Annotated in this window: 22 protein-coding genes; 15 read left to right on the top strand and 7 right to left on the bottom strand. The window is 71.5% G+C overall.

The features are described from left to right. The first annotated feature begins 86 nt into the window (after nt 1-86). From AC1HIL_RS40090 to AC1HIL_RS40110, 5 genes are all read left to right on the top strand, one after another. Nucleotides 87-1,769, top strand: coding sequence for a M14 family metallopeptidase (locus AC1HIL_RS40090; protein WP_479669393.1), 1,683 nt, complete (start codon nt 87-89; stop codon nt 1,767-1,769). A gap of 218 nt (nt 1,770-1,987) precedes the next feature. Beyond that, the gene (locus tag AC1HIL_RS40095; protein ID WP_479669392.1) at nt 1,988-3,631 is read left to right on the top strand and encodes an ABC transporter substrate-binding protein; all 1,644 of its coding nucleotides are present in this window, start codon (nt 1,988-1,990) and stop codon (nt 3,629-3,631) included. A gap of 7 nt (nt 3,632-3,638) precedes the next feature. Further along, on the top strand, nt 3,639-4,556 hold the full coding sequence (locus AC1HIL_RS40100) for an ABC transporter permease (protein ID WP_057591208.1): 918 nt from the start codon (nt 3,639-3,641) through the stop codon (nt 4,554-4,556). After that, on the top strand, nt 4,553-5,428 hold the full coding sequence (locus tag AC1HIL_RS40105) for an ABC transporter permease (RefSeq protein WP_479669391.1): 876 nt from the start codon (nt 4,553-4,555) through the stop codon (nt 5,426-5,428). Before AC1HIL_RS40100 ends, AC1HIL_RS40105 begins: the two co-directional genes overlap by 4 nt. Next, the gene (locus AC1HIL_RS40110) at nt 5,425-7,113 is read left to right on the top strand and encodes a dipeptide ABC transporter ATP-binding protein (RefSeq protein WP_479669390.1); all 1,689 of its coding nucleotides are present in this window, start codon (nt 5,425-5,427) and stop codon (nt 7,111-7,113) included. The genes AC1HIL_RS40105 and AC1HIL_RS40110 overlap by 4 nt, the downstream gene beginning before the upstream one ends. A 9-nt stretch (nt 7,114-7,122) precedes the next feature. Here the strand turns inward: AC1HIL_RS40110 and AC1HIL_RS40115 are convergent, their stop codons facing one another. Continuing rightward, on the bottom strand, nt 7,123-8,148 hold the full coding sequence (locus AC1HIL_RS40115) for an ABC transporter substrate-binding protein (protein ID WP_479669389.1): 1,026 nt from the start codon (nt 8,146-8,148) through the stop codon (nt 7,123-7,125). 230 nt (nt 8,149-8,378) lie between these two features. Here AC1HIL_RS40115 and AC1HIL_RS40120 point away from each other — a divergent pair, with 230 nt between their 5' ends. From AC1HIL_RS40120 to AC1HIL_RS40155, 8 genes are all read left to right on the top strand, one after another. Then, nucleotides 8,379-9,197, top strand: a complete 819-nt coding sequence (locus AC1HIL_RS40120) for a MetQ/NlpA family ABC transporter substrate-binding protein (protein WP_479669388.1) — start codon at nt 8,379-8,381, stop codon at nt 9,195-9,197. Beyond that, nucleotides 9,194-10,294 carry a methionine ABC transporter ATP-binding protein gene (locus AC1HIL_RS40125; RefSeq protein WP_479669661.1) on the top strand — a complete coding sequence of 367 codons (1,101 nt, stop codon included), beginning with the start codon at nt 9,194-9,196 and terminating at the stop codon, nt 10,292-10,294. Before AC1HIL_RS40120 ends, AC1HIL_RS40125 begins: the two co-directional genes overlap by 4 nt. Continuing rightward, nucleotides 10,275-10,931 carry a methionine ABC transporter permease gene (locus tag AC1HIL_RS40130; RefSeq protein WP_261211133.1) on the top strand — a complete coding sequence of 219 codons (657 nt, stop codon included), beginning with the start codon at nt 10,275-10,277 and terminating at the stop codon, nt 10,929-10,931. The genes AC1HIL_RS40125 and AC1HIL_RS40130 overlap by 20 nt, the downstream gene beginning before the upstream one ends. A 160-nt stretch (nt 10,932-11,091) precedes the next feature. Next, nucleotides 11,092-12,315, top strand: a complete 1,224-nt coding sequence (locus AC1HIL_RS40135; protein ID WP_479669387.1) for an acyl-CoA dehydrogenase family protein — start codon at nt 11,092-11,094, stop codon at nt 12,313-12,315. Between the two features lie 39 nt (nt 12,316-12,354). Further along, nucleotides 12,355-13,374 (top strand): ABC transporter substrate-binding protein, encoded by a 1,020-nt coding sequence (locus AC1HIL_RS40140; protein WP_479669386.1) that lies wholly within the window; start codon nt 12,355-12,357, stop codon nt 13,372-13,374. A gap of 4 nt (nt 13,375-13,378) precedes the next feature. Continuing rightward, entirely contained in the window at nt 13,379-14,167 is a 789-nt protein-coding gene (locus AC1HIL_RS40145) for an ABC transporter ATP-binding protein (protein WP_479669385.1), read from the top strand. Continuing rightward, a complete protein-coding gene (locus tag AC1HIL_RS40150) occupies nt 14,164-15,057 on the top strand; it encodes an ABC transporter permease (protein ID WP_479669384.1) in 894 nt (297 codons plus the stop codon). The genes AC1HIL_RS40145 and AC1HIL_RS40150 overlap by 4 nt, the downstream gene beginning before the upstream one ends. Continuing rightward, entirely contained in the window at nt 15,044-16,723 is a 1,680-nt protein-coding gene (locus AC1HIL_RS40155) for an amidohydrolase (RefSeq protein ID WP_479669383.1), read from the top strand. The genes AC1HIL_RS40150 and AC1HIL_RS40155 overlap by 14 nt, the downstream gene beginning before the upstream one ends. A 6-nt stretch (nt 16,724-16,729) precedes the next feature. Here AC1HIL_RS40155 and AC1HIL_RS40160 read toward each other — a convergent pair whose 3' ends face one another. Genes AC1HIL_RS40160 through AC1HIL_RS40175 form a run of 4 tightly spaced genes read right to left on the bottom strand, consistent with a single transcriptional unit; the run spans nt 16,730 to nt 20,436 of the window. Beyond that, nucleotides 16,730-17,539 (bottom strand): ABC transporter permease, encoded by an 810-nt coding sequence (locus AC1HIL_RS40160; RefSeq protein ID WP_479669382.1) that lies wholly within the window; start codon nt 17,537-17,539, stop codon nt 16,730-16,732. Between the two features lie 13 nt (nt 17,540-17,552). Further along, nucleotides 17,553-18,320 (bottom strand): ABC transporter ATP-binding protein, encoded by a 768-nt coding sequence (locus AC1HIL_RS40165; RefSeq protein WP_479669381.1) that lies wholly within the window; start codon nt 18,318-18,320, stop codon nt 17,553-17,555. Beyond that, the gene (locus tag AC1HIL_RS40170) at nt 18,317-19,288 is read right to left on the bottom strand and encodes an ABC transporter substrate-binding protein (RefSeq protein ID WP_479669380.1); all 972 of its coding nucleotides are present in this window, start codon (nt 19,286-19,288) and stop codon (nt 18,317-18,319) included. The genes AC1HIL_RS40165 and AC1HIL_RS40170 overlap by 4 nt, the downstream gene beginning before the upstream one ends. A gap of 14 nt (nt 19,289-19,302) precedes the next feature. After that, a complete protein-coding gene (locus AC1HIL_RS40175; RefSeq protein WP_479669379.1) occupies nt 19,303-20,436 on the bottom strand; it encodes an aryl-sulfate sulfotransferase in 1,134 nt (377 codons plus the stop codon). 103 nt (nt 20,437-20,539) lie between these two features. Between AC1HIL_RS40175 and AC1HIL_RS40180 the strand changes: the two genes are divergently transcribed. Beyond that, the gene (locus AC1HIL_RS40180) at nt 20,540-21,493 is read left to right on the top strand and encodes a LysR family transcriptional regulator (protein WP_413765540.1); all 954 of its coding nucleotides are present in this window, start codon (nt 20,540-20,542) and stop codon (nt 21,491-21,493) included. 6 nt (nt 21,494-21,499) lie between these two features. Here the strand turns inward: AC1HIL_RS40180 and AC1HIL_RS40185 are convergent, their stop codons facing one another. Next, nucleotides 21,500-22,741: an acyl-CoA dehydrogenase family protein gene (locus AC1HIL_RS40185; protein WP_479669378.1), complete on the bottom strand. Its 1,242-nt coding sequence runs from the start codon at nt 22,739-22,741 to the stop codon at nt 21,500-21,502. Between the two features lie 284 nt (nt 22,742-23,025). On the opposite strand from AC1HIL_RS40185, the gene msuE reads away from it, so the two are divergent. Then, the gene (gene msuE, locus AC1HIL_RS40190) at nt 23,026-23,622 is read left to right on the top strand and encodes an FMN reductase (RefSeq protein ID WP_093352586.1); all 597 of its coding nucleotides are present in this window, start codon (nt 23,026-23,028) and stop codon (nt 23,620-23,622) included. A gap of 24 nt (nt 23,623-23,646) precedes the next feature. On the opposite strand, the gene AC1HIL_RS40195 is transcribed toward msuE, so the two are convergent. Beyond that, the gene (locus AC1HIL_RS40195) at nt 23,647-23,991 is read right to left on the bottom strand and encodes a DUF3088 domain-containing protein (RefSeq protein WP_479669377.1); all 345 of its coding nucleotides are present in this window, start codon (nt 23,989-23,991) and stop codon (nt 23,647-23,649) included. Between the last annotated feature and the right edge of the window lie 93 nt (nt 23,992-24,084).

The following is a 24,084-nucleotide window of genomic DNA, read 5'->3' on the forward strand; positions in this document are numbered from 1 at the left end:
GGGCCAAGACTGGGGGCGCCTGTCCCCGGGGCCGCGTGTCTGCCCGTTGGTAACCCCACGCCGCGAGGCGGTTTATTCTTCCCGCCATGACCCTGCTGCTCGACGCCACCTTCCCCCGCACGCTGGTGCAACTGGTCGAACGCTTCGGCGCCCACCCGGTCACGCGCATCGAAGCCTGGCTGTTCGAGGACGCGCCGATGCGCCGCGCCGCCGAGCAGGCGCTCGCCGCGGCAGGCGTGCAGGCCGTGCTGCGCAGCGCCTACAAGCCGCTGGTGCATTTCTTTCTCGAGGAATTCGAGGGCGATGGGGCGACCTCGATCGAGGTCCGCACGCCCGCGGGCCAGGGCCAGCGCTTTCGCCTCGAGGCCTATCCGCTGGCCGGCCTGCTCGGCGAGGGCGTCGCGCTGCGTTTCGCCGAAGGCGAGCTGCCCGGCGAGCACCTCGTGACCGCCGGCGAACGGCAGTGGCGCGTGTTCGCGCCCAACGATGCCACCGCCTCGCCCTGCGGCTGGCTGCGCGTCTGGGACGGCGACGCGCTGGTGCACGACGCCGCGCTGCCCACCGAGTTCGAGGTCGCCTGCGCGGCCGCGCTCGACGCGGTGCGCGGCCATGCCTGGAGCGACACGCTGCCGCTGTTCGACACGCTCGAGATCGCGATCGCCACCACCGGCATCGAACGCCGGCTGCCCTTCGGCGAGGAGACCATCGACACCTTCGAGGCGCTGCACGAGGACTGCTACTACGGCGCGCTCGAGTTCTTCAAGGCGCGCGCCGGCCTCGACGATGCCGATCGCACGCTGCAGCCTGGCCACATCGTGCCGCTGATCTCGCGCAGCGAGGACGACACGCGCGTCACGGTGCGGCTGGCCGCGCATCGGCGGATCGACCCGCCCGTCGACACCACGCTGGTGCTCGACACCGCCGACCGCTCGCTGGCCCCGGTCGAGGTCGAGGCCGCGATGGCGCGCCTGCCCGGCGAGCGTTTCGGCGTGACCTCGTTCCAGGGCCGCCCGGTCGCGGGCCTGCATGTGCGCGGCACGCTGCCGGGCCTGGTGGTCACGGCCGGCCAGCATGCGAACGAGAGCTCGGGCGTGGTCGGCGCGTTGCGCGCGGCACCGCTGCTCAATGCGCTGCCCGGCGCGCACTATGCGCTGGTCGCGCTCGAGAACCCCGACGGCGCGGCGCTGCATCATCGGCTCCAGCAGACCGATCCCACGCACATGGCGCATGCCGCGCGCTACACCGCGCTGGGCGACGACCTCGAGGCGCGCACCAAGCCGCCCTTCGGCGAGAAGGCGCCGCGGCTCGAGGCGATCGCTCGCACCGGCGCGCGCCTGCACCTGAGCCTGCATGGCTACCCGGCGCACGAATGGACGCGCCCGCGCGCCGGCTACGTGCCGCGCGGCAGCGAGCTGTGGACGGTGCCCAAGGGCTTCTTCCTGATCCTGCGCCAGCACCGGGGCCACGACGGCCTGCGCTTCCTCGATGCGCTCACGAAGGAACTGCTCGCGGGCTCGGCCGAGCTGGCCGCGTTCAATGCGCTCCAGCAGCGCATGTGGCATGCCCACGTCGGCGAGCTGCCGTTCGCGCCCATCAACGGAATTCCCTGCATGGTGATCACCGACGAGCGCTCGACCGTGCCGTTCACGCTGATCAGCGAGTTCCCCGACGAGACCGTGCGCGGCGCGGCCTTCAGGCTCGCGCACACGACGCAGATGCGGACCGTGCTGGCTGCAGCGCGTCTCTACTGGGACGGACTTCTGGATTGAGCGGATGAAGGGCGCTGAAGCGCTCCATGTGCGCTGAGCGAGATAGCTTCTGCGAAAACTTTCGTTAGCCGCGAAGCCCTGAGCTTCGAAGATCGGCGCTGCCCGTGCACGGGCGTTCGCCCGGGCCTGCACGGCCGGCGCCGCGCGCGCCGACTCCTTGTCCTTTCTTCCAGGCGCGGATTCGTCCGCGCGGCTTTCTCACGTTCCTTTCCGTCGTCATGAAGATCTCCCTTGCCCCTGCTTCCCCGCGGCGCGCATTGCCGCGCATCCTCCAGGCCGGCCTGCTCGCGGCGTGCGGCATGAACCTCGCGCTGGCCGCCGACACGCCGCGCCAGGGCGGCGAGGTGGTCTTCGGCGTCACCACCGATCCGATCTGCTTCAACCCGCACCGCTCGACGCAGCAGAACTCCTACATCCTGATCCGCAACTACATCGACTCGCTGGTCGCCAAGGGCAAGGGCGGCAAGTTCCTGCCCTGGCTGGCGCAGGAGTGGAGCGTCTCGCCCGACGGCAAGACCTATGCCTTCAAGCTCAAGCCGGGCCTGCAGTTCCATGACGGCACGCCGCTCGACGCGGCGGCCGTGAAGTTCAACTTCGACTTCGTGCGCGACACCAAGAACACCAACGCCGCCGGCGAACTGCTCAAGGCGGTGGAACGCGTGCAGGTGGTGTCGGCCAGCGAAGTGCGGCTGCAGCTGGCCCGGCCCGACTCGGGCCTGCTCGAATCGATCGCCAGCGTGCGGCTGGGCCTGATCTCGCCGAAGTCGCTGCAGTCGGGCGACGACCTGTGCGGCGGCGGCCCCGCCATCGCGGGCAGCGGTCCCTTCGTGTTCCAGAACTACGTGCGCGGACAGTCGGCCGGCTTCGCGCGCAACCCGCGCTACCAGTGGGCGCCCGGCTATGCGGCGCACCAGGGCCCGGCCTGGCTGGACCGCGTGACGGTGCGCTTCCTGCCCGAGTACGCGGTGCGCGCGGGCGCGCTGAGCTCGGGCCAGGTCGACGTGATCGAGGGCGTGCAGCCCACCGACGTGGGCCTGTTCAAGGACCAGCCGGGCTTCCAGTTCCTGGTCGGCCCCGCGGGCGCGCAGACCTCGTTCACCCTCAACGTCAACTACACGATCCCGCCGGCCACCGACGTGCGCGTGCGCCGCGCGCTGCGCGACGGCGCCGACATCGATGCGCTGGTCAAGAGCGTCTACCGCGGTACCTACCGCCGCGCCTGGTCGAACATCGGCCCCGACAGCTTCTTCTACAACAAGGCGCTCGAGGGCAGCTGGGGCAACAACCCGGCCGCGGCCAACAAGCTGCTCGACGAAGCGGGCTGGACCGGCCGCGACGCCGAGGGCTTCCGCACCAAGGACGGCCAGCGCCTGACCATCGAGGTCGGCTATCCGCAGCCCTTCGTGCGCGATAACCGCGACGTGCTGATCCAGGGCCTGCAGGCGCAGCTGCGCAAGAACCTGGGCTTCGACCTGCGGCTGCGCTTCGTCACCGGCGGCGAGTGGGCGCAGCAGCTGCAGAAGGGCTCGTGGAGCATCTATCCCAACACCTACCTGCCGGCCGACGCGGCGCAGGAGCTGCAGGGCAACATCGGCGAGAGCGGCTTCATCCGCGCGGTGGCCGACAAGGGCGACAGGACGCTGTTCGGCTACATCAACGACGCGCTGGCTTCCACGAATCTCGAGGAGAAGAAGAAGCTGGTCGACGCCGCGCAGCGCCACGCGGTGGACCAGGGCATCATCGTGCCGCTGTTCTCGGCCAACTACCAGCTCGCGGCCAAGAGCCGGGTGCGCGGTCTGTCGTTCGAGACGCAGCTCGACTCGCCGTCGAACTTCCACGACGTGTGGCTGTCGGAGCGCTGAGCCCGTCATGTGGCGACTGGTGATCTCGCGGCTGGGCGCCGGCCTGCTGGTGGCGTGGGGCAGCGCCACCGCGGCCTTCCTGGCCCTGCATGCGCTGCCGGGCCGGGTCGAGGACATCCTGGCCGGCGACCTCGACTACCCGGGCCTGCGCGAGGCCATCGCGGCCGAGTGGGGGTTGGACCGCCCGCTGTGGGAGCAGTACCTGGGCTTCCTGGCGCGCATCGCCAGCGGCGACTTCGGCACCTCGTACGAACTGCGCCAGCCGGTGGCGCGCGTGGTGATGGCGCAGCTGTGGCCCACGGTCGAGCTCGCGCTCGCGGCCGGCGTGCTGGCGCTGCTGTTCGCGGTGGTGGTGGCCACGCTGACCTCGGGCCGCGGGCGCTTCGCGCGCGCGGCGGCCTCCATGCTGGAGCTGGTGTTCGCCTCCACGCCGGTGTTCTGGCTCGGCATCCTGCTGCTGATGGCCTTCTCGTTCACGCTGCGCTGGTTCCCGGTCTCGGGCGCGGCCGACTGGCGCGCGCTGGTGCTGCCGGCGACCGCGCTGGCGCTGCCGACCGCGGGCCTGCTGGCGCAGGTGCTGCGCGAGGCGATGGAGCGCGCGCTCGAGCAGCCCTTCGTGGTCACGGTGCGCGCGCGCGGCCTGGGTGAGCTGCGGCTGCGCCTGCGGCACGTGCTGCGCCATGCGGCGCTGCCCGTGGTCACGCTCGGCGGCTGGATCATCGGCGGCCTGCTCGGCGGCGCCGTCATCACCGAGAAGGTGTTCGGCCGGCCCGGCCTGGGCACCGTCACGCTCAACGCGGTGCTGAGCCAGGATGCGCCCGTGGTGCTCGCGGTGGTGCTGCTGGCGGCCTTCATCCACGTCGCGGCGTCCACCTTGCTGGACCTGCTCTATGCACTGATCGACCCGAGGCTCAAGGCATCATGACTTCCGCATCCGAGACCGTCGCGCTGCCCGCGGGTGGCGCACCCGCGTCGAGCGCGCCGCGCCGGCGCCTGCCGCCGCTCGCGGTGCTGCTGTCGGCGCTGTTCGTCGCGCTGCTGGTGATCGCCACCGTCGCGCCGCGCTGGCTGGCGCCGCTCGATCCGCTCGAGGGCGACTTCCTCGCGGTGCTGCAGCCGCCGGGCGCCGAGCATCCCTTCGGCACCGATCGGCTCGGCCGCGACGTGCTCTCGCGCACCGTGCATGGCGCGCGCTACTCGCTGTTCATCGGCATCGGCGGCACCGCGATCTCGGTGCTGGCCGGCGTGCTGCTGGGCCTGGTGGCGGGCCAGAAGCAATGGCTGCTCGACGAGGGGCTGTCGCGGCTGTTCGACGTGATCTCGTCCTTTCCGGGCGTGCTGCTGGCGATGCTGGTGGTGGTGTTCCTCGGCCCGGGGCTGGCCAACATCGCGCTCGCGGTCGGCATCGCGGGCATTCCGAAGTTCGCGCGCGTGGTGCGCGCGCAGACGCGCATCGTGCGCCAGGCCGACTACGTGACCCATGCCTACATCTACGGCCGCAGCCGCGCCCAGGTGTTCTTCGGCCATCTGCTGCCCAACGTGCTGGTGGCGGTGCCCGTGACCGCTACCGTCTACGTGGGATCGACCGTGCTCGCGGCCTCGGGCCTGAGCTTCCTCGGCCTCGGCCCGCAGCCGCCCACGCCCGAGTGGGGCGTGATGCTGGCCGAGAGCCGCGACGTGCTGCGCGTGGCCTGGTGGCCCGGCGTGTTCCCGGGCGCGGCCATCACGCTCACGGTGATCTCGTTCACCGTGCTCGGCCACCATCTGCAGCGGCGCTTCGAGGGGAGGCTGGCATGAGCGATGCTCCGCTGGTCGATGTGGAAGGCCTCACGGTCCGCTTCGACACGCCCGCGGGCGAGCGCACCGTGGTCGAGGCGCTCGACCTGCGCATCGCGCGCGGCGAATGCGTGGCGCTGGTCGGCGAGTCGGGCTCGGGCAAGAGCGTGACCGCGCGCAGCCTGCTCGCGCTCGCCGGGCCGGGCGCGCGCGTGCATGCGCGCAGGTTCCTGATCGACGGGCGCGACGCGAACCGCTTCGATGCCACCGACTGGCGCCGCCTGCGCGGCACCTTCGCGGGGCTGGTGATGCAGGACGCGCTGGTGTCGCTCGATCCGCTGCGCCCCATCGGCCGCGAGGTCGGCGAGGTGCTCGAGCACCATGGCCTGCTGCGCGGCCGCACGGCGGTGCGCCGGCGCGTGCTGGAAACGCTCGCGCGCGTGGGCATGCCCGATCCCGAACGCCGCATCGGCCAGTACGCGCACCAGCTCTCGGGCGGGTTGCGCCAGCGCGCGCTGATCGCGGCGGCCATCGCGGGCCTGCCGCCGCTGATCGTGGCCGACGAGCCCACCACCGCGCTCGACGCGGCGCTGCAGAAGCAGGTGATCGAGGTGCTGGCGCGGCGCGTGCGCGACGAAGGCAGCGGCCTGCTGCTGATCAGCCATGACCTGTCGGCGGTGGCGGGCATCGCCGACCGCGTGCTCGTGATGCGCCATGGCCGCGTGCTCGAGCAAGGCCCGGTGCGCGACGTGCTGTCGAGCCCGCGCCATGGCTACACCCGGCAGCTGATCGCGGCCGTGCCCTCGACCTCCTCGCGCGGCAGCCGGCTGTCGTCGGCTCGCTTCGAGTCAACCGGCGAGGGCCCCGGGGCGCGGCTGCGCATCGTGCGCGAGCCGCTGCCGCCGCGCGCGCCGGTGCCGGCCGCGCAGGCGCCGGTGCTCGAGGTCCGGGGCATCGGCAAGCGCTTCGCGGTGCGGCGCGGGCTGGGTCCGCGCGAGGACTTCGTGGCGCTCGAGGACCTGTCGTTCTCGATCGCGGCCGGCGAGGTGCTCGGCCTGGTCGGCGAATCGGGCTCGGGCAAGTCCACCTGCGCGAAGATCGTGCTCGGCCTGCTCGAGCCCGACGCGGGCACGGTGCGGCTGCTGGGCCAGCCGTGGTCGGGCATCTCCGAGGCCGCGCGGCGGCCGCTGCGGCCACGGCTGCAGTACATCCCGCAGGATCCGCTGAGCAGCTTCGATCCGCGCTACCGCGTGTCGCAGGTGATCGCCGAGAACCTGCAGGGCCTGCCGCGCGCCGAGACGGGCGCGCGCATCGCGGCGCTGCTGCAGCAGGTGGGCCTGGCGCCCGAGCTGGCCGAGCGTTTTCCGCGTTCGCTCTCGGGCGGGCAGCGCCAGCGCGTGGCGATCGCGCGCGCGCTCGCGGCGCAGCCCGCGCTGATCGTCTGCGACGAGCCGGTGTCGGCGCTCGACGTCTCGGTGCAGGCCCAGGTCATCGACTTGATCGCCGAGCTGCAGTCGCGGCTGGGCACGGCGCTGCTGTTCATCTCGCACGACATCAACCTCGTGCGCCACGTGGCCGACCGCGTGCTGGTGCTCAACCGTGGCCGGCTGGTCGAGCAGGGGCCGGTGGAGGAGGTGCTGTCGCGGCCCGCGCACGACTACACGCGCTCGCTGCTGGCCGCGGTGCCCGAGCCGCTGGCGGCCTGAAGCAGGCGCTCAGGCCAGCACGTCCACCGTCAGGAATTTCGCGAAGCGCGCCGGATCGGTGCTCTTCTTGAGCACCCCCACCTGCTTGAGGTCGACTGCATAGCTCTCGATCTCCTTCGCGAGATCGAAGCGCTTGGCGTGGTGCGTGTAGCCGATGGTCGAGAGGATGCTGCCGAGGTCCTGCTGCGCCACCTTCGGGAACAGCTTGCTCACCGCGCGCCCGGCCTCGTTGGGGTTCTCGGCGATGAAGTCCGCGGCCTGGTGCAGCGATCGCACCACGGCCGCCACCTGCTGCGGATTGCGTTTCACCAGTTCGCCGCGCGCCGCGACGATGCAGCACAGCCGGTCCTTGAAGTCGCCCTTGAGGATGTTCGCGATCTCGAGGTAGGCGCCGGGGTTGCGCTTCTCGATCAGGTAGAGGTTCGGGTCCGAGTCGGCGATGACATCGATCTCGCCCTTCTTCTGCGCGATGTCGAGCTGGTCGGCCGGGAACACGCGCCACTGCACGTCCTGGTCGGGGTTCACGCCGCGCCGCGCCAGCGCGGTCGAGAAGAACTGGCGCCCATAGCCCGCGGGACTCGAGACGCCGATGGTCTTGCCCTTCACGGCCTCGATGCTCGCGATGCCCGAGGTTTTGGGCGCGAGCACGCGGATGCAGCCCGCGTGCGCGGTGCCCACCACCTTCACGTCGAAGCCCGCTTCCAGCGGCTTGAGCCAGGCATGGATCAGGCCCAGCGAGATGTCGGCCTTGCCGGTGGCGATCGATTCGAGCACCTGGTCGACCGCGCCCGCGAAGTTGATGATCTCCACCTTCACGTTGTTCTTTGCGAAATAACCGAGCTCGTTGGCGATCACGATCGGGCTCAGGCACAGGCCGGTGCCGGTCCACGACAGCGTGATCGGCTTGTCGTTGTCGGCGCCCCAGGCACGGCGGCCCAGCAGGCCGAGGCCGGCGGCGCCGAGCGCGGCGGCGGCACCGCGCACCAGCGTGCGGCGGCTCGGCGGAAGCGGGAGGGAAGGCAGCGAAGCGGTCATCGAAGGAACTCCAGGCAGGGTGACATGCGAAGCCGTCGACCGTATCGGTGGCCTCGCGCCACGGCAACTTCGGAATGCGCATGTGCAAGCGCGTCAGCGGCGCGCGGCGCGGATCGATCCGCGCCTTCGTCGCGCAGCGAGATTGCTTGTGCGAAAACTTTCCTTTTCCGCCATGGCGGGGCCTTCGAAGATCGGCCGCAGCAAAAAACGGCAACCGAAAAGAGAAAGTCATGCACACACGCAGTGTTCTTCGCGCCCTGGGCGCACTCGTCCTCGCCTCGACCGCGCTCTGGGCGCAGACCGCGGCCCTCGCGCAATCGCCGATCCTGCGCGTGGGCGTGCGCGGCGGCGTCGACGAGGAGATCTGGGAAGTGGTCACCAAGGTCGCCAGGCGCAACGGCCTCGAGGTCAAGCCGGTGGTCATCACCGGCTCGGCCAGCCCCAACGAGGCGCTCAACAACGGCGACCTCGAGGCCAATTCGTTCCAGCACATCCCCTTCCTCAACGACCAGGTCAAGCAGCGCGGCTACAAGCTGGTCAGCGTGGGCAATACCTACATCTCGCCGATCGCCTTCTATTCGAAGAAGCACAAGGCCTTCAAGGACCTGCCCGACGGCGCCAAGCTCGGCATTCCCGACGACCCGAGCAACCAGACGCGCGCGCTGGTCGTGCTGCGCGACCGGGGCGTGCTCACCCTGCGCGAAGGCTTCGATCCCTTCAAGGGCACCGCCACGCTGGCCGACGTGACCGGCTACAGGAAGAAGGTGCAGCTGGTGGAGGCCGCCTCGGTGGTGCTTGCGCGTTCGCTCGAGGACGTGGATGCCTCGGCCATCGTCAACACCTTCGCCTACCAGGCCGGCCTGATCGCCACGCGCGACGGCCTCGCGGTCGAGAAGAAGGAGAACAACCCCTACGTCAACATCATCGTGGTGCGCGAGAAGGACAGGAACGCGGCCTGGGTCAAGCCGCTGGTCCAGGCCTATCAGTCGGAGGAGGTGCGCCAGTTCATCCAGACGCGGTACCAGGGTTCGGTACTGCCCGTGTTCTGAGCGCCGCGACGACGCCGGCACCGGCGCCGGCCCACATCGTCTTCGAGCAGGTCTCCAAGAGTTACGCGGGCGCGGCAGGCACGGTGGCGGCGCTCGAGGCGGTCTCGTTCGCCGTCGAGCGCGGCGAGGTCTTCGGCATCATCGGGCGCAGCGGCGCTGGCAAGTCCACGCTGCTGCGCACCGTCAATGCGCTCGAGGCCGCGAGCGGCGGCACGGTGCGCGTCGACGGCGTGGACGTGGGCGGCCTCGACGAGGACGGCCTGGTCGCGCTGCGCCGGCGCATCGGCATGATCTTCCAGCACTTCAACCTGCTGTCGGCCAAGACCGTGCGCGACAACGTCGCGCTGCCGCTCAAGGTGGCGGGCGTGGAACCGCGGCGCATCCGCGAGCGCGTGGACGAACTGCTCGAACTCGTCGGCCTGGCCGACAAGGCCGATGCCTGGCCGGCGCAGCTCTCGGGCGGGCAGAAGCAGCGCGTGGGCATCGCGCGCGCGCTGGTGCACCGGCCGCAGATCCTGCTGTGCGACGAGGCGACCTCGGCGCTCGATCCCGAGACCACGCAGGCTATCCTCGCGCTGCTGCGCGACATCAACCGGCGCTTCGGCCTCACGGTGGTGCTGATCACGCACGACATGGCGGTGATCCGCGAGGTCTGCGACCGCGTGCTGGTGCTCGACCGCGGCCGCCTCGTCGAGCTCGGCGAGGTGTGGCGCGTGTTCGGCAAGCCGCGGGCCGAGGCCACGCGCGCGCTGCTGCAGCCGCTGCTGCACGACCTGCCGCCCGACCTTGCGGCGGCGCTGGTGCCCGACGTCGAAGGCCTTGGAGGCATCCCGGGCCGGCCGGCCCTGCGGGTGCTGAGCCTGGGCTTCGACGGCGCCGCGCGGCCGCGGGGCCTGCCCTTCGAGGCGCTGGCCGCGCTCGGCCCCGGTGCAACCTGGCTGCACGGCGGGCTCGACCGCATCCGCGGCCATGCGCAGGGCCGGCTGCTGGTGGCCGTGCCGGTGGGCGCGGACCCTTCTTTCGACATCGAAGCCGCGCGCCAGGCGCTCGCGGCCGACCGCATCGAGGTCCTGGGCTATGTCCACGCCGCAGATTGACAAGTACGTCCAGGCCTTTTTCCAGACCCTGCTGATGGTGGGCGTCTCGGCCTTCATCGCGATCGCGCTGGGGCTGGTGCTCGCGGTGGTGCTCACGGTGACGGCGCCGCGCAACCTCTATCCGCGGCCGCGCTTCCACCGGGCGCTGTCGATCGCGGTGAACGTCTGCCGCGCGATCCCGTTCATCATCCTGCTGATCGCGCTGCTGCCGGTCACGCGCTTCCTGGTCGGCACCACGCTCGGCACCTGGGCCGCGGTGGTGCCGCTGGCGGCCAACCTGATCCCGTTCTATGCGCGCATCGCGCAGGTCAGCCTCAACGACGTCGACGCGGGCCTGGTCGAGGCCGCGCGCGCCATGGGCTGCCGGCGCTGGCACATCGTGCGCCACGTGCTGCTGCCCGAGGCGCTGCCCGGGATCATCGGCGGCATGACGGTCAGCGTGATCGCGATGGTCAATGCCTCGGCCATGGCGGGCGCCGTGGGCGCGGGCGGCCTCGGCGACCTGGCGATCCGCTACGGCTACGAGCGCTACGAGACGCGCGTGATGTTCGAGGTGATCGTGATCCTGATCGCGCTGGTGTCGGCGATCCAGTTCGTCGGCGAGTGGCTGGCGCGGCGCGTCGACCACCGGCGCTGAACGCGCGGCGCATATCCATGCTCCGGAATGTTCTAAGCGAACGGGGTCCGGCTCGGCATCATGCGTGCAGCCGCCGCGGCCGGCGTCGCCGCTCTCCGATCCCGCGTTCCGGCCCGCCCCCGCTTTCCGCTTCCTCTTCTCCACCGCAGGCCGCCATCCCGTGTCCTCTTCTTCCGCTCCCCAGGGCACGCCATCGGCGGCCGATCCCTTCGCCGAGGACTTCGGCGTCTTCACCGAGCCGGTGCTCGCGCTCGCGAACACCCTGGCCGCCAGTGCCGCCGAGCGCGACCGCGCGGGCGGCACGGCACTGGCCGAACGCGCGCTGCTGCGCCGCAGCGGCCTGCTCACGCTCGCGATCCCCGCGGCCCATGGCGGCCAGCAGGCGGCCTGGCCGCTGATCTTCCGCATCCTGCGCCGGCTCGCGCAGGCCGACAGCTCGCTCGCGCACCTGTTCGGCTTCCAGCACCTGCAGGTGGCGAGCGTGCTGCTGTTCGGTTCCGAGGCGCAGCAGGCGCGCTTCCTCGGCGAGGCGGTGGAGAAGCGCTGGTTCTGGGGCAATGCCGTGAATGCACGCGACACCCGGCTGCAGGCGGCGCGCACCGACGACGGCATCGAGATCGACGGCGTGAAGGGCTTCTGCTCGGGCGCCCCAGACTCCGACGTGCTCAACGTCTCGGTGGTGCTCGGCCCCGAGCCCACCGACCGGCTGTTCGCCGTGGTGCCGACCTCGCGCGCGGGCATCACGGTGCTCGGCGACTGGGACAACATGGGCCAGCGCCAGACCGACAGCGGCAACGTCGAGTTCCGGCGCGTGCGCATCGCGCACGACGAGATCCTCGGCCCGCCCGGCGTGGCCTCGAGCCCGCGCGCCACGCTGCGCAACCTGATCGGCCAGATCGTGCTGACCGAGATCTACCTCGGCAATGCCTTCGGCGCGCTGCGCGCCGCCATCGAGCATCTGCGCGCCCACACCCAGCCCTGGCCCATGGCCGGCGTGGAGCGCGCCGAGGACGACCGGCTGCTGCAACTGCGCGCGGGCGAGATGTGGTCGGCGCTGCAGGCCGCCACCGCGCTGTCGAACCAGGCCAACGAGCGCTTCCAGCAGGCCTGGGAGCAGGGCTTCGCGCTCACGGCCGAAAGCCGCGGGGCGCTCGCGATCGACGTGGCTGCCGCGCGCACGCAGGCCGCGCGCACGGCGCTGCACGTCACCTCGCAGATCTTCGAGCTGGTGGGCGCGCGCGGCACCGCCTCGAAGCACAACCTCGACCGCTACTGGCGCAACGTGCGCGTGCACACGCTGCACGACCCGCTCGACTACCGGCACCAGGGCATCGGCGCCTGGCTGCTGGCGGGCGACGTGCCGAATCCCTATGGCTATGGCTGAGCCCTCGCGTTCCGTATTCTTTTTCCTCCCTCCGACCCCATGAACTCCTCGCATCCCATCGACCGCCGCCGCTTCGGCCTCGGTCTCGCCGCCCTCGCCGGTACCGCCGGCCTGTCCCTGCCGCTGCGCGCGCAATCGCTCGAGAAGATCGTGGTCGCCGAGAGCCAGGGCTTCAGCTGGGCCATTCCCTACCTGGTGTCGAGCCGTAACCTCTGGAAGAACCACGGCATCGAGGCCACCACGCTGCAGTTCACCTCGGGCCGGCTGGCCTTCGACGCGGCCGTGGCCGGCAAGGCCCAGTTCGCGACCGCCACCGACAGCGTGATCGGCCTGGCCGGCGCGAACGGCGTGCGCGCGGTCATCGTGGCCGAGTTCAGCCGGCTGTCGAGCGGCATGGTGGTGGCGGCGCGCAGCGACCGCGGCATCGCGACCGGCGCGCAGCTCAAGGGCAGGCGCGTGGCGACCACGGTCGGCACCAGCGGCCACTACTTCCTGAGCCGCTTCCTCTCGCTGCACGGCCTCGCGCTCAAGGACGTGACGCTGGTCAACCTGCGCGGCCCCGATGCCGTGACCGCCATCGCCAAGGGCGACATCGATGCCTTCGCCTGGGGCTGGGACGCGGGCCAGAAGGCCATCGCCGACAGCGGCGGCAAGGTCAAGGTGCTCGACGACACGGGGCTGGAGAAGGTGTTCCTGAGCCACTACGTGCTGACCGCGAGCGAATCGCTGGTGCAGTCGCGCCCCAAGCTGGTGGAGGCCGCGGTGCGCAGCCTGCTCGATGCCGAGGCCTTCTACCGCGCCCAGACCGCCGAGGCGATCGCGCTGGTGGCCGAGCGCACCAAGGCCACGGTCGAGACCACCAAGGCCGGGCTCGAGACCGTCTCGGTCGGCGTGCGGCTCGACGAGCGGCTGCTCGACGACCTGGTGCTCAACGCGCAGTGGGCCGTCGAGGCCGGGCTTGCGACGCCGCCGAAGGAAGACCTGCGCGCGCTCTACCGCAAGCTGATCTACGCCGATGCGCTGAAGGCCGCGGCGCCCGATCGCGTGCGCCTGGGCTGAGGCCATGGGCGCGAACCACACGGCCTCGCGCGCGATCGTCAGCGTGCGCGATGCCTCCAAGCTCTACGCCTCGTCGAACGGCGAGCTGAACTGGGCCATGACCGACGTGAACCTCGACATCGGCGAGGGCGAGTTCGTCTGCGCCATCGGCCCGAGCGGCTGCGGCAAGACCACGCTGCTCAACGCCATCGCGGGTTTCGTCGAGCCCACCACGGGCAGCGTGACGGCCGGCGGCCAGCCCGTGACCGGGCCCGGCGCCGACCGCGGCGTGGTGTTCCAGGAGTACGCGCTGTTCCCCTGGCTCAATGCGCGGCGCAACGTGGAGTTCGGCCTCAAGATGCTGGGCCTGGGCGCCGCCGAGCGCCGCGCGCGCGCCGAGGAACTGCTCGCGCTCATGGGCCTGTCGCATGCGGCGCGGCGCTATCCCTTCGAGCTCTCGGGCGGCATGCGCCAGCGCGTGGCGGTGGCGCGCGCGCTCGCCACGCGTCCGAAGGTGCTGCTGATGGACGAGCCCTTCGCGGCCATCGACGCGCTCACGCGCGCGAGCCTGCAGCGCGAGCTGCTGCGGCTGTGGCGCGAGCTCGGGCTGTCGGTGTTCTTCATCACCCACAACATCGAGGAGGCGGTCTTCCTCGCGCAGCGCGTGGTGGTGATGAGCCCGCACCCGGGACGCATCCGCGAGATCGTCGAGGTCGACCTGCCGTATCCGCGCGAGCGCGCCGACCCGGCCTTCGGCGCGGCCTATGCGCGCATCGCGGCGGCCTTCGCGCAGTCGGAAGAGGTGGCCTCGTGAGCGCGGCGCTCGACGACCTGCGCGCGCGTGCCGAGGCGGCGCCGGCCGAGGCATCGCTGTCGCGGCGCGAAGCGCTCGAACGCGACTTCCGGCGCGACCGGCTCGCGCGGCAGCGGCGCGCGCGCCGGCGCCAGTTGCTGCTGGGCGCGGCCGGCATCGTGGCCTTCCTGCTGGCCTGGGAGATCGCGCCGCGCGTCGTGCCCGGCATCAACACCAAGATGTTCCCGCCGCCCTCGCAGGTGGCTGGTGTGCTGCTCGACATGGCCTGGCGCAAGGGCGACATCTGGCCGCACGTGGGCGCGAGCCTGCTGCGCGCGCTCTGGGGCTTCCTGCTCGGCGCCTCGCTCGGCGTGGTGGCAGGCGTGCTGACCGGGCGCAGCACCACCCTGCGCCAGTTCACCGACCCGGTGCTGCACGGCCTGCGCGCCATCCCGGCGATCGCGATCGTGCCGCTGGCCATCGTCTGGTTCGGGCTCGGCGATCTCTCGAAGGTGATGCTGATCGCCTGGGGCGCCTTCTTCCCGGTCTGGGTCAACACCTTCATCGGCGTGCGCGACATCCCCGCCGTCTACCTGCGCTCGGCCGCCGCGCTCGGCGCCAGTCCCTTCGCGGCCATGACGCAGGTGGCGCTGCCGGCCGCGCTGCCCTTCGTGTTCGCGGGGCTGCGCCAGGCCACGGCCGTGTCCTTCGTGGTGCTGGTGGCGGCCGAGCTGGTCGGGGCCGAGCAGGGCCTGGGCTACCTGATCTCGTTCGCGCACCTGGTGTTCCGCGTCGACATCATGTTCGTGGGCCTGCTGTTCCTCGGCGCCATCGGATTTTTGGCCGACCAGCTGTTCGCCTGGCTGCTGCACCGCCTGTTCCCCTGGTATGGCGCCGATGGCCGCCGCTGAGCTGATCCTGGCCAACGGCCAGGTGCTGACGATGGAGCCCAGCGCGGCGCCCGCGCGGGCGGTGGCGCTGGCCGGCGGCCGCGTGCTCGCGGTCGGCAGCGAGGCCGAGGTGGCGCGCACGCGCACCGCCGACACGCGCGTCATCGACCTCGGCGGCCGCACCGTGCTGCCCGGCCTCGTCGACGCCCATGCGCACATGGAGCGCGAGGGCCTGAAGACCTTGCGGCCCAGCCTCGCGCATGCCACCTGCATCGCCGACGTGCTGGCGGTGGTCGCGGCCGAGGCCGCGCGCACGCCGCCGGGCCGCTGGATCGTGACCATGCCCGTGGGCCGGCCGCCGTTCTACTTCGGCGGCCCGTCCAACCTGGCCGAACGGCGCATGCCGAACCGGCACGAGCTCGACGCGGTGGCGCCCGATCATCCGGTCTACATCCCGGGCCTGTTCGGCAACTGGGGCGTGCCGCCGGGCCACAGCGCGCTCAACAGCCGCGCGCTGGCGCTGCACCGCATCGACGAGCACACCTGCCCCGACTGCGGCGGGCTGCAGATCGAACTGGGCGACGACGGCCGGCCCAACGGCGTGATCGTCGAGACCAACAAGCGGCCGCTGGTCGAGTTCTCGGTGCTCACGCAGGTGCCGGCCTTCGGCTTCGACGACCGGCTCGAGGGGCTGCGCCGTTCGCTGCCGCTCTACCACGCCTGCGGCACCACCAGCATCTACGAGGGCCACGGCTCCTCGCCCGAGACCATCGCGGTCTATCGCCGGCTGTGGGAGGAGGGCGGGCTCAGCATGCGCACCCGCCTGTGCGTGAGCCCGACCTGGTCGAACGTGGCCGAGGCGCGGCTCGCGATGCGCGACTGGCTCGCGCATGCGCGCGGGCGCGGCAGCGGCGACCCGATGCTTGCCATCGGCGGCATCTACGTCGGCCTGGGCGGCGACCGCGCCGCGGCCAACGCCGTGCGGCGCGCGCTGCCCAACACCGGCTGGATGGGCTTCGTCGAATGGGCCAACCGCATCGAGGACTTCCGCGACTACGCCTGGCTCGCGGCCGAGCACGACCTGCGCGTGCACAGCGTGGTGGTCGACCGGCTGACCGAGGTGCTCGAGGTGTTCGAGGCCATCGACGCGCGCTTCCCGCTCGCGGGCCGGCGCTGGGTGGTGGAGCACGTGGGCTACGTCACGGCCTCCGACATCGAACGCGTGAAGCGGCTGGGCCTGATGGTCACGAGCATCCCGTTCTACATGCTGTGGAAGAACGGCGCGCCGCGGCTGGCCGACCGCGAGCGGCAGGAGGAATTCCTGCCGCAGCGCGCATTGCTCGAAGCCGGGCTGCCGCTGGCCGCGGGCAGCGACAACATCCCCGTGAGCCTGTTCACCGCGGTGTGGGCCTCGGTGGCGCGCGAGGAGCGCACCACCGGCCGTGCCATCGGCCCGGGCCAGGCGCTGAGCCGGCTGCAGGCGCTCGAGACCGTGACGCGCAACGGCGCCTTCCTGAGCTTCGAGGAGGACCGCAAGGGCACGCTGGCGCCGGGGCGTTATGCCGACCTCGCGGTGCTCGATGCCGATCCGCTCACGGTGCCGCTGGAGGCGCTGGGGCAGGTGCATGCCGAGCTGACGCTGGTCGGTGGTCGCTCGGTGCACGACAGCGGCGGCTGGCTGGACTGAAGGGCCTCAGCCCGGCATCGCCGACTCGTGCCAGTGCCGCAGCAGCGCGCGGCCCACCGCGCTCACGAGCGCGAAGAACAGAAAGCCCAGCAGCGTGGCCGCGATCACCTCGGCGAACAGCAGCGCCGTGTACATGCGGCCCTGCGCGAACACGATCTGTACGCCGAGCCCGCCCTCGGCATTGCCCGAGCCGATGATGAATTCGCCGACGATGGCGCCGATCACCGACAGCCCCGCCGACACGCGCAGGCCCGCGATGATGTGCGGCAGCGCCGCGGGCAGCTGTAGCTTGCGAAAGGCGGTCCAGCGGCTGCGGTTGTGCAGCGCGAACAGCTCGACCAGGTTGCGCGAGGTGGAGCGCAGCCCCAGCAGCGTGTTGTTGACGATCGGGAACAGCGACATGATCAGGCTGATCACGACCACCGAGCCCTCGTTGTAGCCGAACCAGAGCACGATCAGCGGCGCGATCGCCACCACCGGCACGGTCTGCAGCAGCACCACGTAGGGATAGAGGCTGCGCTCGAGCAGCCGCGACTGGCTCAGCAGCGCCGCCAGCGCGATGCCGCCGACGATGGCGACCAGGAAGCCCAGGCTCGCTTCCTTCAGCGTGGTGAAGGCGGCCATCAGCAGCAGGCCGGCGTTCTCGATGGCAGCCGCGCCCACCTCGAGCGGCGAGGGCAGCAGGTAGCCTTTGCCGCGGTAGACGGTGGCGGTCAGCGCGAACCACAGGCCGATGACGAGCACGGCGACCAGCACGACGGGCCAGGCGTCGCGCGTCCAGCGCGCGGCGATCGAAGAGGAAGGGTGGGGGGTCATGGCGTGGCCTGCCTCATGCGAATGCCGCGCGCGGCACGGTCTCGCGCCGCAGCGCGGCCGTCACCTCGCCGGCCAGCCGCGCGAACTCCGCGCTCGCGCGCAATTGCGGCGTGCGCGGAAAGACGAACGGCACCTCGACGACCTCGACCACGCGGCCCGGCCGCGGCGACATCACGACCACGCGCTTCGAGAGGAACACGGCCTCGTGCACGCTGTGCGTCACCAGCACGCCGGTGAAGCCGGCCTGGCGCCACAGCGCCGACAGCTCCTCCTGCAGCAGCTCGCGCGACAGCTCGTCGACGGCGGCCAGCGGCTCGTCGAGCAGCAGCAGGCCGGGGCGCAGCGCGAGCGCGCGCGCCAGCGACAGCCGCATGCGCATGCCGCCCGAGAGCTGGTGCGGATAGAGCTTCTCCATGCCCGCGAGGCCGACCAGCGCGAGCGCCTCGGCGGCGCGGCGCTGCAGCTCGTCGGGCGCGAGGCCTTCGAGCTCCATCAGCAACTGCGCATTGCGCCCGGCCGTGCGCCAGGGCAGCAGCGCCGGCTCCTGGAACACGAAGGCCCTGGCGGCCTCGGCGCCCGGTCCCAGGCGGCAGCGGCCGGTGCTGGGGGCCACCAGGCCGGCCAGGATGCGCAGCAGCGTCGACTTGCCGCAGCCCGAGGGGCCGACCAGCGAGACGAACTCGCCGGCGCGCAGTTCGAGGTCGATCGGGTCGAGCGCCTGCAGGCCGCGGTCGAAGCGCTTGGAGACACCCTCGAGCGCGATCGAAGCGCCGATGCTCATGGCTGGCAGCCGGGCACGAGGCCGCGGTCGTAGGCCTGGCGCTCGTCGAAGCCCGCAGGCAGGAAGGCCACGCTGCGCAACTGGCCGGCCAGCTCCTTCCAGCGCGCGTCGTCCATGCAGCCGACGCGGTTGAGGTCGTGCGAGACCAGCGTCTCGATCATCAGCTTGTTGGCGGCGTCGTAGATCTCGGGCGAGATCTGTTTGTTCATGCCGGTCAAGAGCGGCTTGAGGCCCGAGGGGTCGCGCACGTAGTTGCGCCAGCCCTGCTGTACCGCGGCGATCGCGGCCTTCACCAATGCGGGCCTGGTGCGAATCAGCTCGTCGGTGGTGAACAGCACGCTGTAGGGCCGGTAGCCGAGCGAGGCCAGCGTGATCTGCTGCACCGCGAGGCCGCTCGCGGCCATGCGCGCGGGCAGGAACAGCGAGTAGCCCTGCTGCACCATCTTCGGATCGTCGCGGAACAGGCTCAGGTCGCCCGAGACCGGGATCTCGCGCGTGTTGGCGAGCTTGTAGCGCTTCTTGGTCCACTCCCAGTAGGCATTGCCGATGTTGACCGCGAAGGTACGGCCCTGCAGGTCGGCGATGCCCTTGACGGCCGGGTCGGCGTGATACACCAGCGTGTAGGGCACGTGGTCGAGGTGCGCGAACACGGCGCGCACCGGCGCGCCGCGCAGCCGCGCGAGCAGCACGTCGTCGGCATTGCCGATGCCGAACTCGGCCTGGCCCGAGGCCACCTGCGGCACGGTCTGGATCTTCGGGCCGCCCTGCAGCACGCTGATGCGGATGCCCGCTTCCTTGCCGAGGCCGTCCTGTTGCGCCTGCCAGTAGCCGGCCTGGTCGGGCTGCGCGAACCAGTTGGAGAGGATGCGCACGTTCTGCACTTCGGGTGCGGCGCTGGCCGCGGGGGCGAAGGAGAGCAGCGCGGCGGCGGCGCACAGCGCGCGGGCGAGGAGGGTGGAGGTTTTCATGGCGCGATCGGTCATCAGGCCCGCAGCCACGGCAGTTGCTCGCGCGTGTAGCGGTAGGTCTTGAACACGCTGTTGAGCCGGCCCGGCCCGGTCTTGCGCGCGGCCTCGTCGGGGTACTCGTCGAACCACGGGATCACGTACTCCCAGACCACCTCGCCCTCAGGCGTGACCTCGAACAGCCGGCCGGTGGCCGACTCGGTGACGTGCGTGTTGCCGTTGGGCAGCCGCTGCGCGTTGCCCATGAAGGCGGTGTAGAAGGCGTTGACCATCTCGTCGGCATAGGACCACGCGACCTCGTGGGTCGCCGGGTCGATCTCGAGCACGCGCGAGAAGGCCACGTGCGCGCCATGGCGGAAGTTGCCGTTGTCGAATACCAGGATGCGGCCATTGGGCAGCGCCACCGGCGCATGCTGGTGCGAGACCACGCTCGACGGAATGTGCAGCCGCACCTGGCCGCTGGCCTTGTCGACGCCGATCACGCCCGAGGTGGTGCGCAGGCTCATGAGCACCAGGCCCTCGGCGTCGACGTCGAGGCCATTGACCAGCGGCCAGTGGTAGCGGCCGAAGCCCGGGTGGATCGGGAAGTCCTCGGGCGCGAGGTGCTCCCAGCACTTCCATTCCCAGACGATCTCGCCCGCGCGGTTCACTTCACGGATCACGTCGCCGTACATGGTGTCGTCGCCGGCGTGCGCGGTGCCGCCGGGCACGCGGCGTGCGAAGTCGGCGGGCACGGGCGCGCAGGCCGCGTACAGCAGGTTGCCGTTGGGCAGCCACATGGCGTCGTGGTGATGCGACGGGTCCTCGTAGTGCCAGACCAGCTCGCCCTCGGGCGTGAGCTCGCGGAAGTCGCCGCCGTGCCACATCGACCAGGCGGGGTAGCGGTCGAGCGAATCGGCGTGGTTACCGTTGTAGCCGAGGTTGCCGTTGCCGAGGATCACGGCATGGCGGCCCGCGCGCACCGGCAGCTTCCATTGGTGGACCACCTCGCCGTCGATGCCGACGAGGTAGACGTGGCCCCGCGCGGTCTGAGGCGCGATCAGCGTGTAGCCGCCCGCGCTGAGCACGGGATCGTGGGCGATCAGGCCGACGCCGCGGCGGCGCTGCGTGACCTGGTCGACGGTGGAGGCGGGACGGATGCGAGTGTTCAAGACGGGTTCCTCAGTGCGATGGCGCCGAATCTAGGCCGCCCGAGCCGTCAGGAAAATATGATTGTTTTGAACGGTGCGTCAGGAAAAAACGTACATTGCCCCGATGCGCGCCATCTCCCAGTCCTTTCGCTGCTTCGACGAGGTCGCCCGCCGCGGCTCGATCCGCAAGGCGGCCGAGTCGCTGCACCTCACGGCCGCGGCCGTGCACCAGCAGATCCTCAACCTCGAGGAGCAGGTCGGCGCGCCGCTGTTCGACCGGCTGCCGCGCGGCATGCAGCTCACGACGGCGGGCGAGATCATGATTGCCGCGGTGCGCCGCGGCCAGCGCGACTTCGACAGCGCGCTGAGCCAGGTCGAGGACCTGCGCTCGCTGCGCCGCGGCCACATCAACCTCGCGGTCTCGCACTCCTCGGCCGAGCAACTGGTGCCCGAGGTGATCGAGGCCGCGATGAAGAGCTACCCCGGCGTGACCTACGGCGTGCGCTCGGGCAGCGGCGAGAACATCCTGCGCTGGGTTGCGACCGGCGAGGCCGACATCGGCTACTGCCTGCGCCGCAAGCCGCCGCCGGGCGTGGAGGAGATCGGCGCCTTCGCGCAGCAGCTCGGGCTGGTCACGCCGCCCGGCCATCCGCTCACGGCGCTGGGCAAGCTGCCGCGGCTGCGCGACTGCCTCGAGCATCCGCTGATCCTGATGACGCCCGATACCGAGCTGCGCGCCATGGTCGACCAGATCGACCTGCGCGCGCACCGCCAGACCCGCCCGCTGGTGGAGACCAGCTCGGTCGCGATGGTGCGGCGCCTGGTGGCCGGCGGCACGGGCATCGGCTTCCTGATCGCCGAGAACGTGGTGGAAGACGTGGCGGCCGGCCGCCTGGTGTGGACCGGCCTGGCCGACGCGGGCGCGCGCTCGTTCAGCTGCCTCTACCAGCGCGCGGGCCAGACCACCGCGGTGGCGATGGGCATGTTCCTGCAGTTCCTCGCGCAGGCGATCCAGCAGATCGAGCAGCGCTTCGACCGGCCGGCCGGCGCGCTGGCTCTCGATGCGTTCGCGCAGTAGCGGCGTTCAGCTCCTGCCGACGCGGTAGAAGGTCGGCGGCGGCGTGCCGTTGACCGCGAAGGCGCCGACCTGGCGTTCGCGGTAGACGCGCGGGTTGTGCGAGGAGATGGTGCGCGCGTTGCGCCAGTAGCGGTCCAGCCCGTGGGTGCGCAGCGTGGCCGAGGCGCCGAGCGCGTCGAACAGCTCGGTGCTCGCGTCGAGCACCAGCCGCGTGACGACCGAGACTGCCTGGTCGACCTCCACATGCGCGGCGGCCGCGGCGGCGGCGCGTGCCTCGTCGGACAGCGCGCCGTCGAGGTGCGCATCGTGCGCGCGCTGCAGCGCGCCGGCCGCCTGCAGCACGATCGCGCTCGCGCCATAGGCCGCGCTGCGGCCGCGGCCCACTACCTGCAGGATCTGCGGATCGTCGGACACGCGCGCGGCATTGCCGTGGCTGTAGCTGCGGTCGCGTTCGCGCACGCGCTGCGCGAGGTCGTCGCTCGAGGCGCGCGCGATGCCGGCCAGCGAGGCCAGGTGCACGGTCTGGAAGTAGGGCGAGGCGTAGGGAAAGCGCTGCTTGCTCGGGTTGACCCACAGTGGATCGATGGCCACGTCCTCGAAGGTGGCGGTGCCGCTCGCGGTGAGCGCCTGGCCGAAGCCGTCCCAGTCGTCGAGCACCTGCACGCCCGCAGCCTGGCGCGGCACCGAGATCATCGTGGGCTGGCTTTCGTCGTCGTCGGCCACGGCGTTGATCCAGTCGGCGAACAGCGAACCGGTGGTGTAGAACTTGCGCCCGTCGAGCCGCAGCCCGCGCGGCGTGGCGCGCAGCCGGGTCGAGAAGGCGCCGACCTTGGCGCCGCCGGTCTCCGAGAAGCCCGAGCCCACGAGCTCGCCCGTGGCGAGCCGCTCGAGCCAGTGTGTGCGCCACGGCGACTCGGGCGCGAGCAGCACGTCCTCGGTGAAGCCGAAGTGCGCGCGCAGGGCATTGACCACGTTGGTGTCGGCCGCGCCGAGCTCGGTCAGCAGCGCGAACAGCTCGACCAGGCTGGCGTCGGCGCCGCCGCGTTCGACCGGCAGGCGCAGCCGCGTGAAGCCGGCCTCGCGCAGCCAGCCGATCTCCTCGTGCGGCAGCTGGTGCGCGAGGTCGCGCGCCACCGCGCCCTCGCGGATGCGCGCGAACACGGCGCGGAACGGCCGCGCGAGTTCGTCGTAGCGCGCGCTGGGCGGTGCGCCCCAGGGATGATCGATGGCGGAGGTGGGGAGCGTCATGCGGGGGAAGAGAGAAGAGGGGGAGGGAGAGGGCCGGCGCGATTCTGGGACGCGCATCGGCCGCGCGGAACGAACGATTGCGCACATCCATATGCGGCCCATATGCGGCTTCTCCCATGGCCGCCGCGCATGCCTGCCATGCGCGCGGCGCACCCCGTGCGGCGCATAGACGAAGTTCGCAGAAGCACATGCGAAAGTCGAGGTTCACGCGCCGCGCACGGCGCGCAGAATGGCCGCAGCCCTAGTCTGCACACGCGCAGCCCGCCGGCCGCGCCATCCATCCCATGCCCCAAACCCCCCTCAAGATCGTCGCCCTGTCCGGCGGCCTGCAACGCCCCTCGCGCACCCTGGTGCTGGTCGAGGAGCTGATCGAAGGCATCGCCCAGGCGATCCCGGTCGAGAGCCGCGTGATCGAGATCGGCAACCTGGTGCCGCAGTTCGGCGCCGTGCTCTACCGCCCGCAATTGCCGGCCGCGGTCGAGGAAGCCCTCGTGGCCCTCGAGTCGGCCGACCTGGTGATCGCCGCCAGCCCCGTGTTCCGCGGCGCCTACAGCGGCCTGTTCAAGCACTTCCTCGACTTCGTGCACCACGATGCGCTGATCGACAAGCCGGTGCTGCTGGCCGCGACCGGCGGCAGCGAGCGCCATGCGCTGGTGATCGACCACCAGCTGCGGCCGCTGTTCAGCTTCTTCCAGTCGCACACGCTGCCGATCGGTGTCTACGCCACCGACCGCGATTTCGAGAACTACCAGGTGCGCAGCGAGCTGCTGCGCGCGCGCATCGCGCTGGCGGTCTCGCGTGCGCTGCCGGTGCTGCGGCAGCTGCAGCCGCAGGCCGAGCGCGCCGCCGCGCCGCGACCGCAGCTGCACGCCGTGGCCTGAAGCCAGCCGCGCCCGGCTCGGGGGTCAATGTACCTTCGGAAAGCCGTGGCGCTCGGCCAGCAGCGCGAGGATGCGGCGCGTGTCGGTCACGAAGCGCAAGGCGCCGAGCGACTGCGCGTCGGCCGGTGCCGGCGGCTCGTCGCCGAACACCAGCACCGGCAGGCTCTGGTGTGCCTCGTCGAGCAGCGCCACCACGGCCGCGCGCGGGCGCGGGAACGGCAGCCGGTGCACCTCGAGGCGCGCGGCCTGTTCGGGCGCCGAGGCCAGCAGCCCCTCGATCGGCAGGCCGTCGGGGCAGACGAAGGCATCGCCCGGGTACCTGTCGTCGGTGAAGCCTGCCTCGAGCAGGAAGAGTCGGTCGCGGCTCATGCGAGGAATCCTTTGGAAGTCGGTGAAATGAAGAACCCAACGATGGAGCGAAGCCGCTCGCGGGCGAACGAAGAAAAGCACATGTGCATATCC

The organism is Variovorax sp. ISS6 (genome assembly GCF_056523145.1).

Excerpts from the sequence above, each read along its gene's own strand:
- AC1HIL_RS40170 (WP_479669380.1), bottom strand. The coding sequence starts at position 19,288 with ATGAAAACCTCCACCCTCCTCGCCCGCGCGCTGTGCGCCGCCGCCGCG.
- AC1HIL_RS40095 (WP_479669392.1), top strand. The coding sequence starts at position 1,988 with ATGAAGATCTCCCTTGCCCCTGCTTCCCCGCGGCGCGCATTGCCGCGC.
- AC1HIL_RS40130 (WP_261211133.1), top strand. The coding sequence starts at position 10,275 with ATGTCCACGCCGCAGATTGACAAGTACGTCCAGGCCTTTTTCCAGACC.
- AC1HIL_RS40155 (WP_479669383.1), top strand. The coding sequence starts at position 15,044 with ATGGCCGCCGCTGAGCTGATCCTGGCCAACGGCCAGGTGCTGACGATG.
- AC1HIL_RS40180 (WP_413765540.1), top strand. The coding sequence starts at position 20,540 with ATGCGCGCCATCTCCCAGTCCTTTCGCTGCTTCGACGAGGTCGCCCGC.
- AC1HIL_RS40165 (WP_479669381.1), bottom strand. The coding sequence starts at position 18,320 with ATGAGCATCGGCGCTTCGATCGCGCTCGAGGGTGTCTCCAAGCGCTTC.
- AC1HIL_RS40145 (WP_479669385.1), top strand. The coding sequence starts at position 13,379 with ATGGGCGCGAACCACACGGCCTCGCGCGCGATCGTCAGCGTGCGCGAT.
- AC1HIL_RS40105 (WP_479669391.1), top strand. The coding sequence starts at position 4,553 with ATGACTTCCGCATCCGAGACCGTCGCGCTGCCCGCGGGTGGCGCACCC.
- msuE (WP_093352586.1), top strand. The coding sequence starts at position 23,026 with ATGCCCCAAACCCCCCTCAAGATCGTCGCCCTGTCCGGCGGCCTGCAA.
- AC1HIL_RS40100 (WP_057591208.1), top strand. The coding sequence starts at position 3,639 with ATGTGGCGACTGGTGATCTCGCGGCTGGGCGCCGGCCTGCTGGTGGCG.
- AC1HIL_RS40115 (WP_479669389.1), bottom strand. The coding sequence starts at position 8,148 with ATGACCGCTTCGCTGCCTTCCCTCCCGCTTCCGCCGAGCCGCCGCACG.
- AC1HIL_RS40195 (WP_479669377.1), bottom strand. The coding sequence starts at position 23,991 with ATGAGCCGCGACCGACTCTTCCTGCTCGAGGCAGGCTTCACCGACGAC.
- AC1HIL_RS40160 (WP_479669382.1), bottom strand. The coding sequence starts at position 17,539 with ATGACCCCCCACCCTTCCTCTTCGATCGCCGCGCGCTGGACGCGCGAC.
- AC1HIL_RS40090 (WP_479669393.1), top strand. The coding sequence starts at position 87 with ATGACCCTGCTGCTCGACGCCACCTTCCCCCGCACGCTGGTGCAACTG.
- AC1HIL_RS40120 (WP_479669388.1), top strand. The coding sequence starts at position 8,379 with ATGCACACACGCAGTGTTCTTCGCGCCCTGGGCGCACTCGTCCTCGCC.
- AC1HIL_RS40140 (WP_479669386.1), top strand. The coding sequence starts at position 12,355 with ATGAACTCCTCGCATCCCATCGACCGCCGCCGCTTCGGCCTCGGTCTC.
- AC1HIL_RS40110 (WP_479669390.1), top strand. The coding sequence starts at position 5,425 with ATGAGCGATGCTCCGCTGGTCGATGTGGAAGGCCTCACGGTCCGCTTC.
- AC1HIL_RS40185 (WP_479669378.1), bottom strand. The coding sequence starts at position 22,741 with ATGACGCTCCCCACCTCCGCCATCGATCATCCCTGGGGCGCACCGCCC.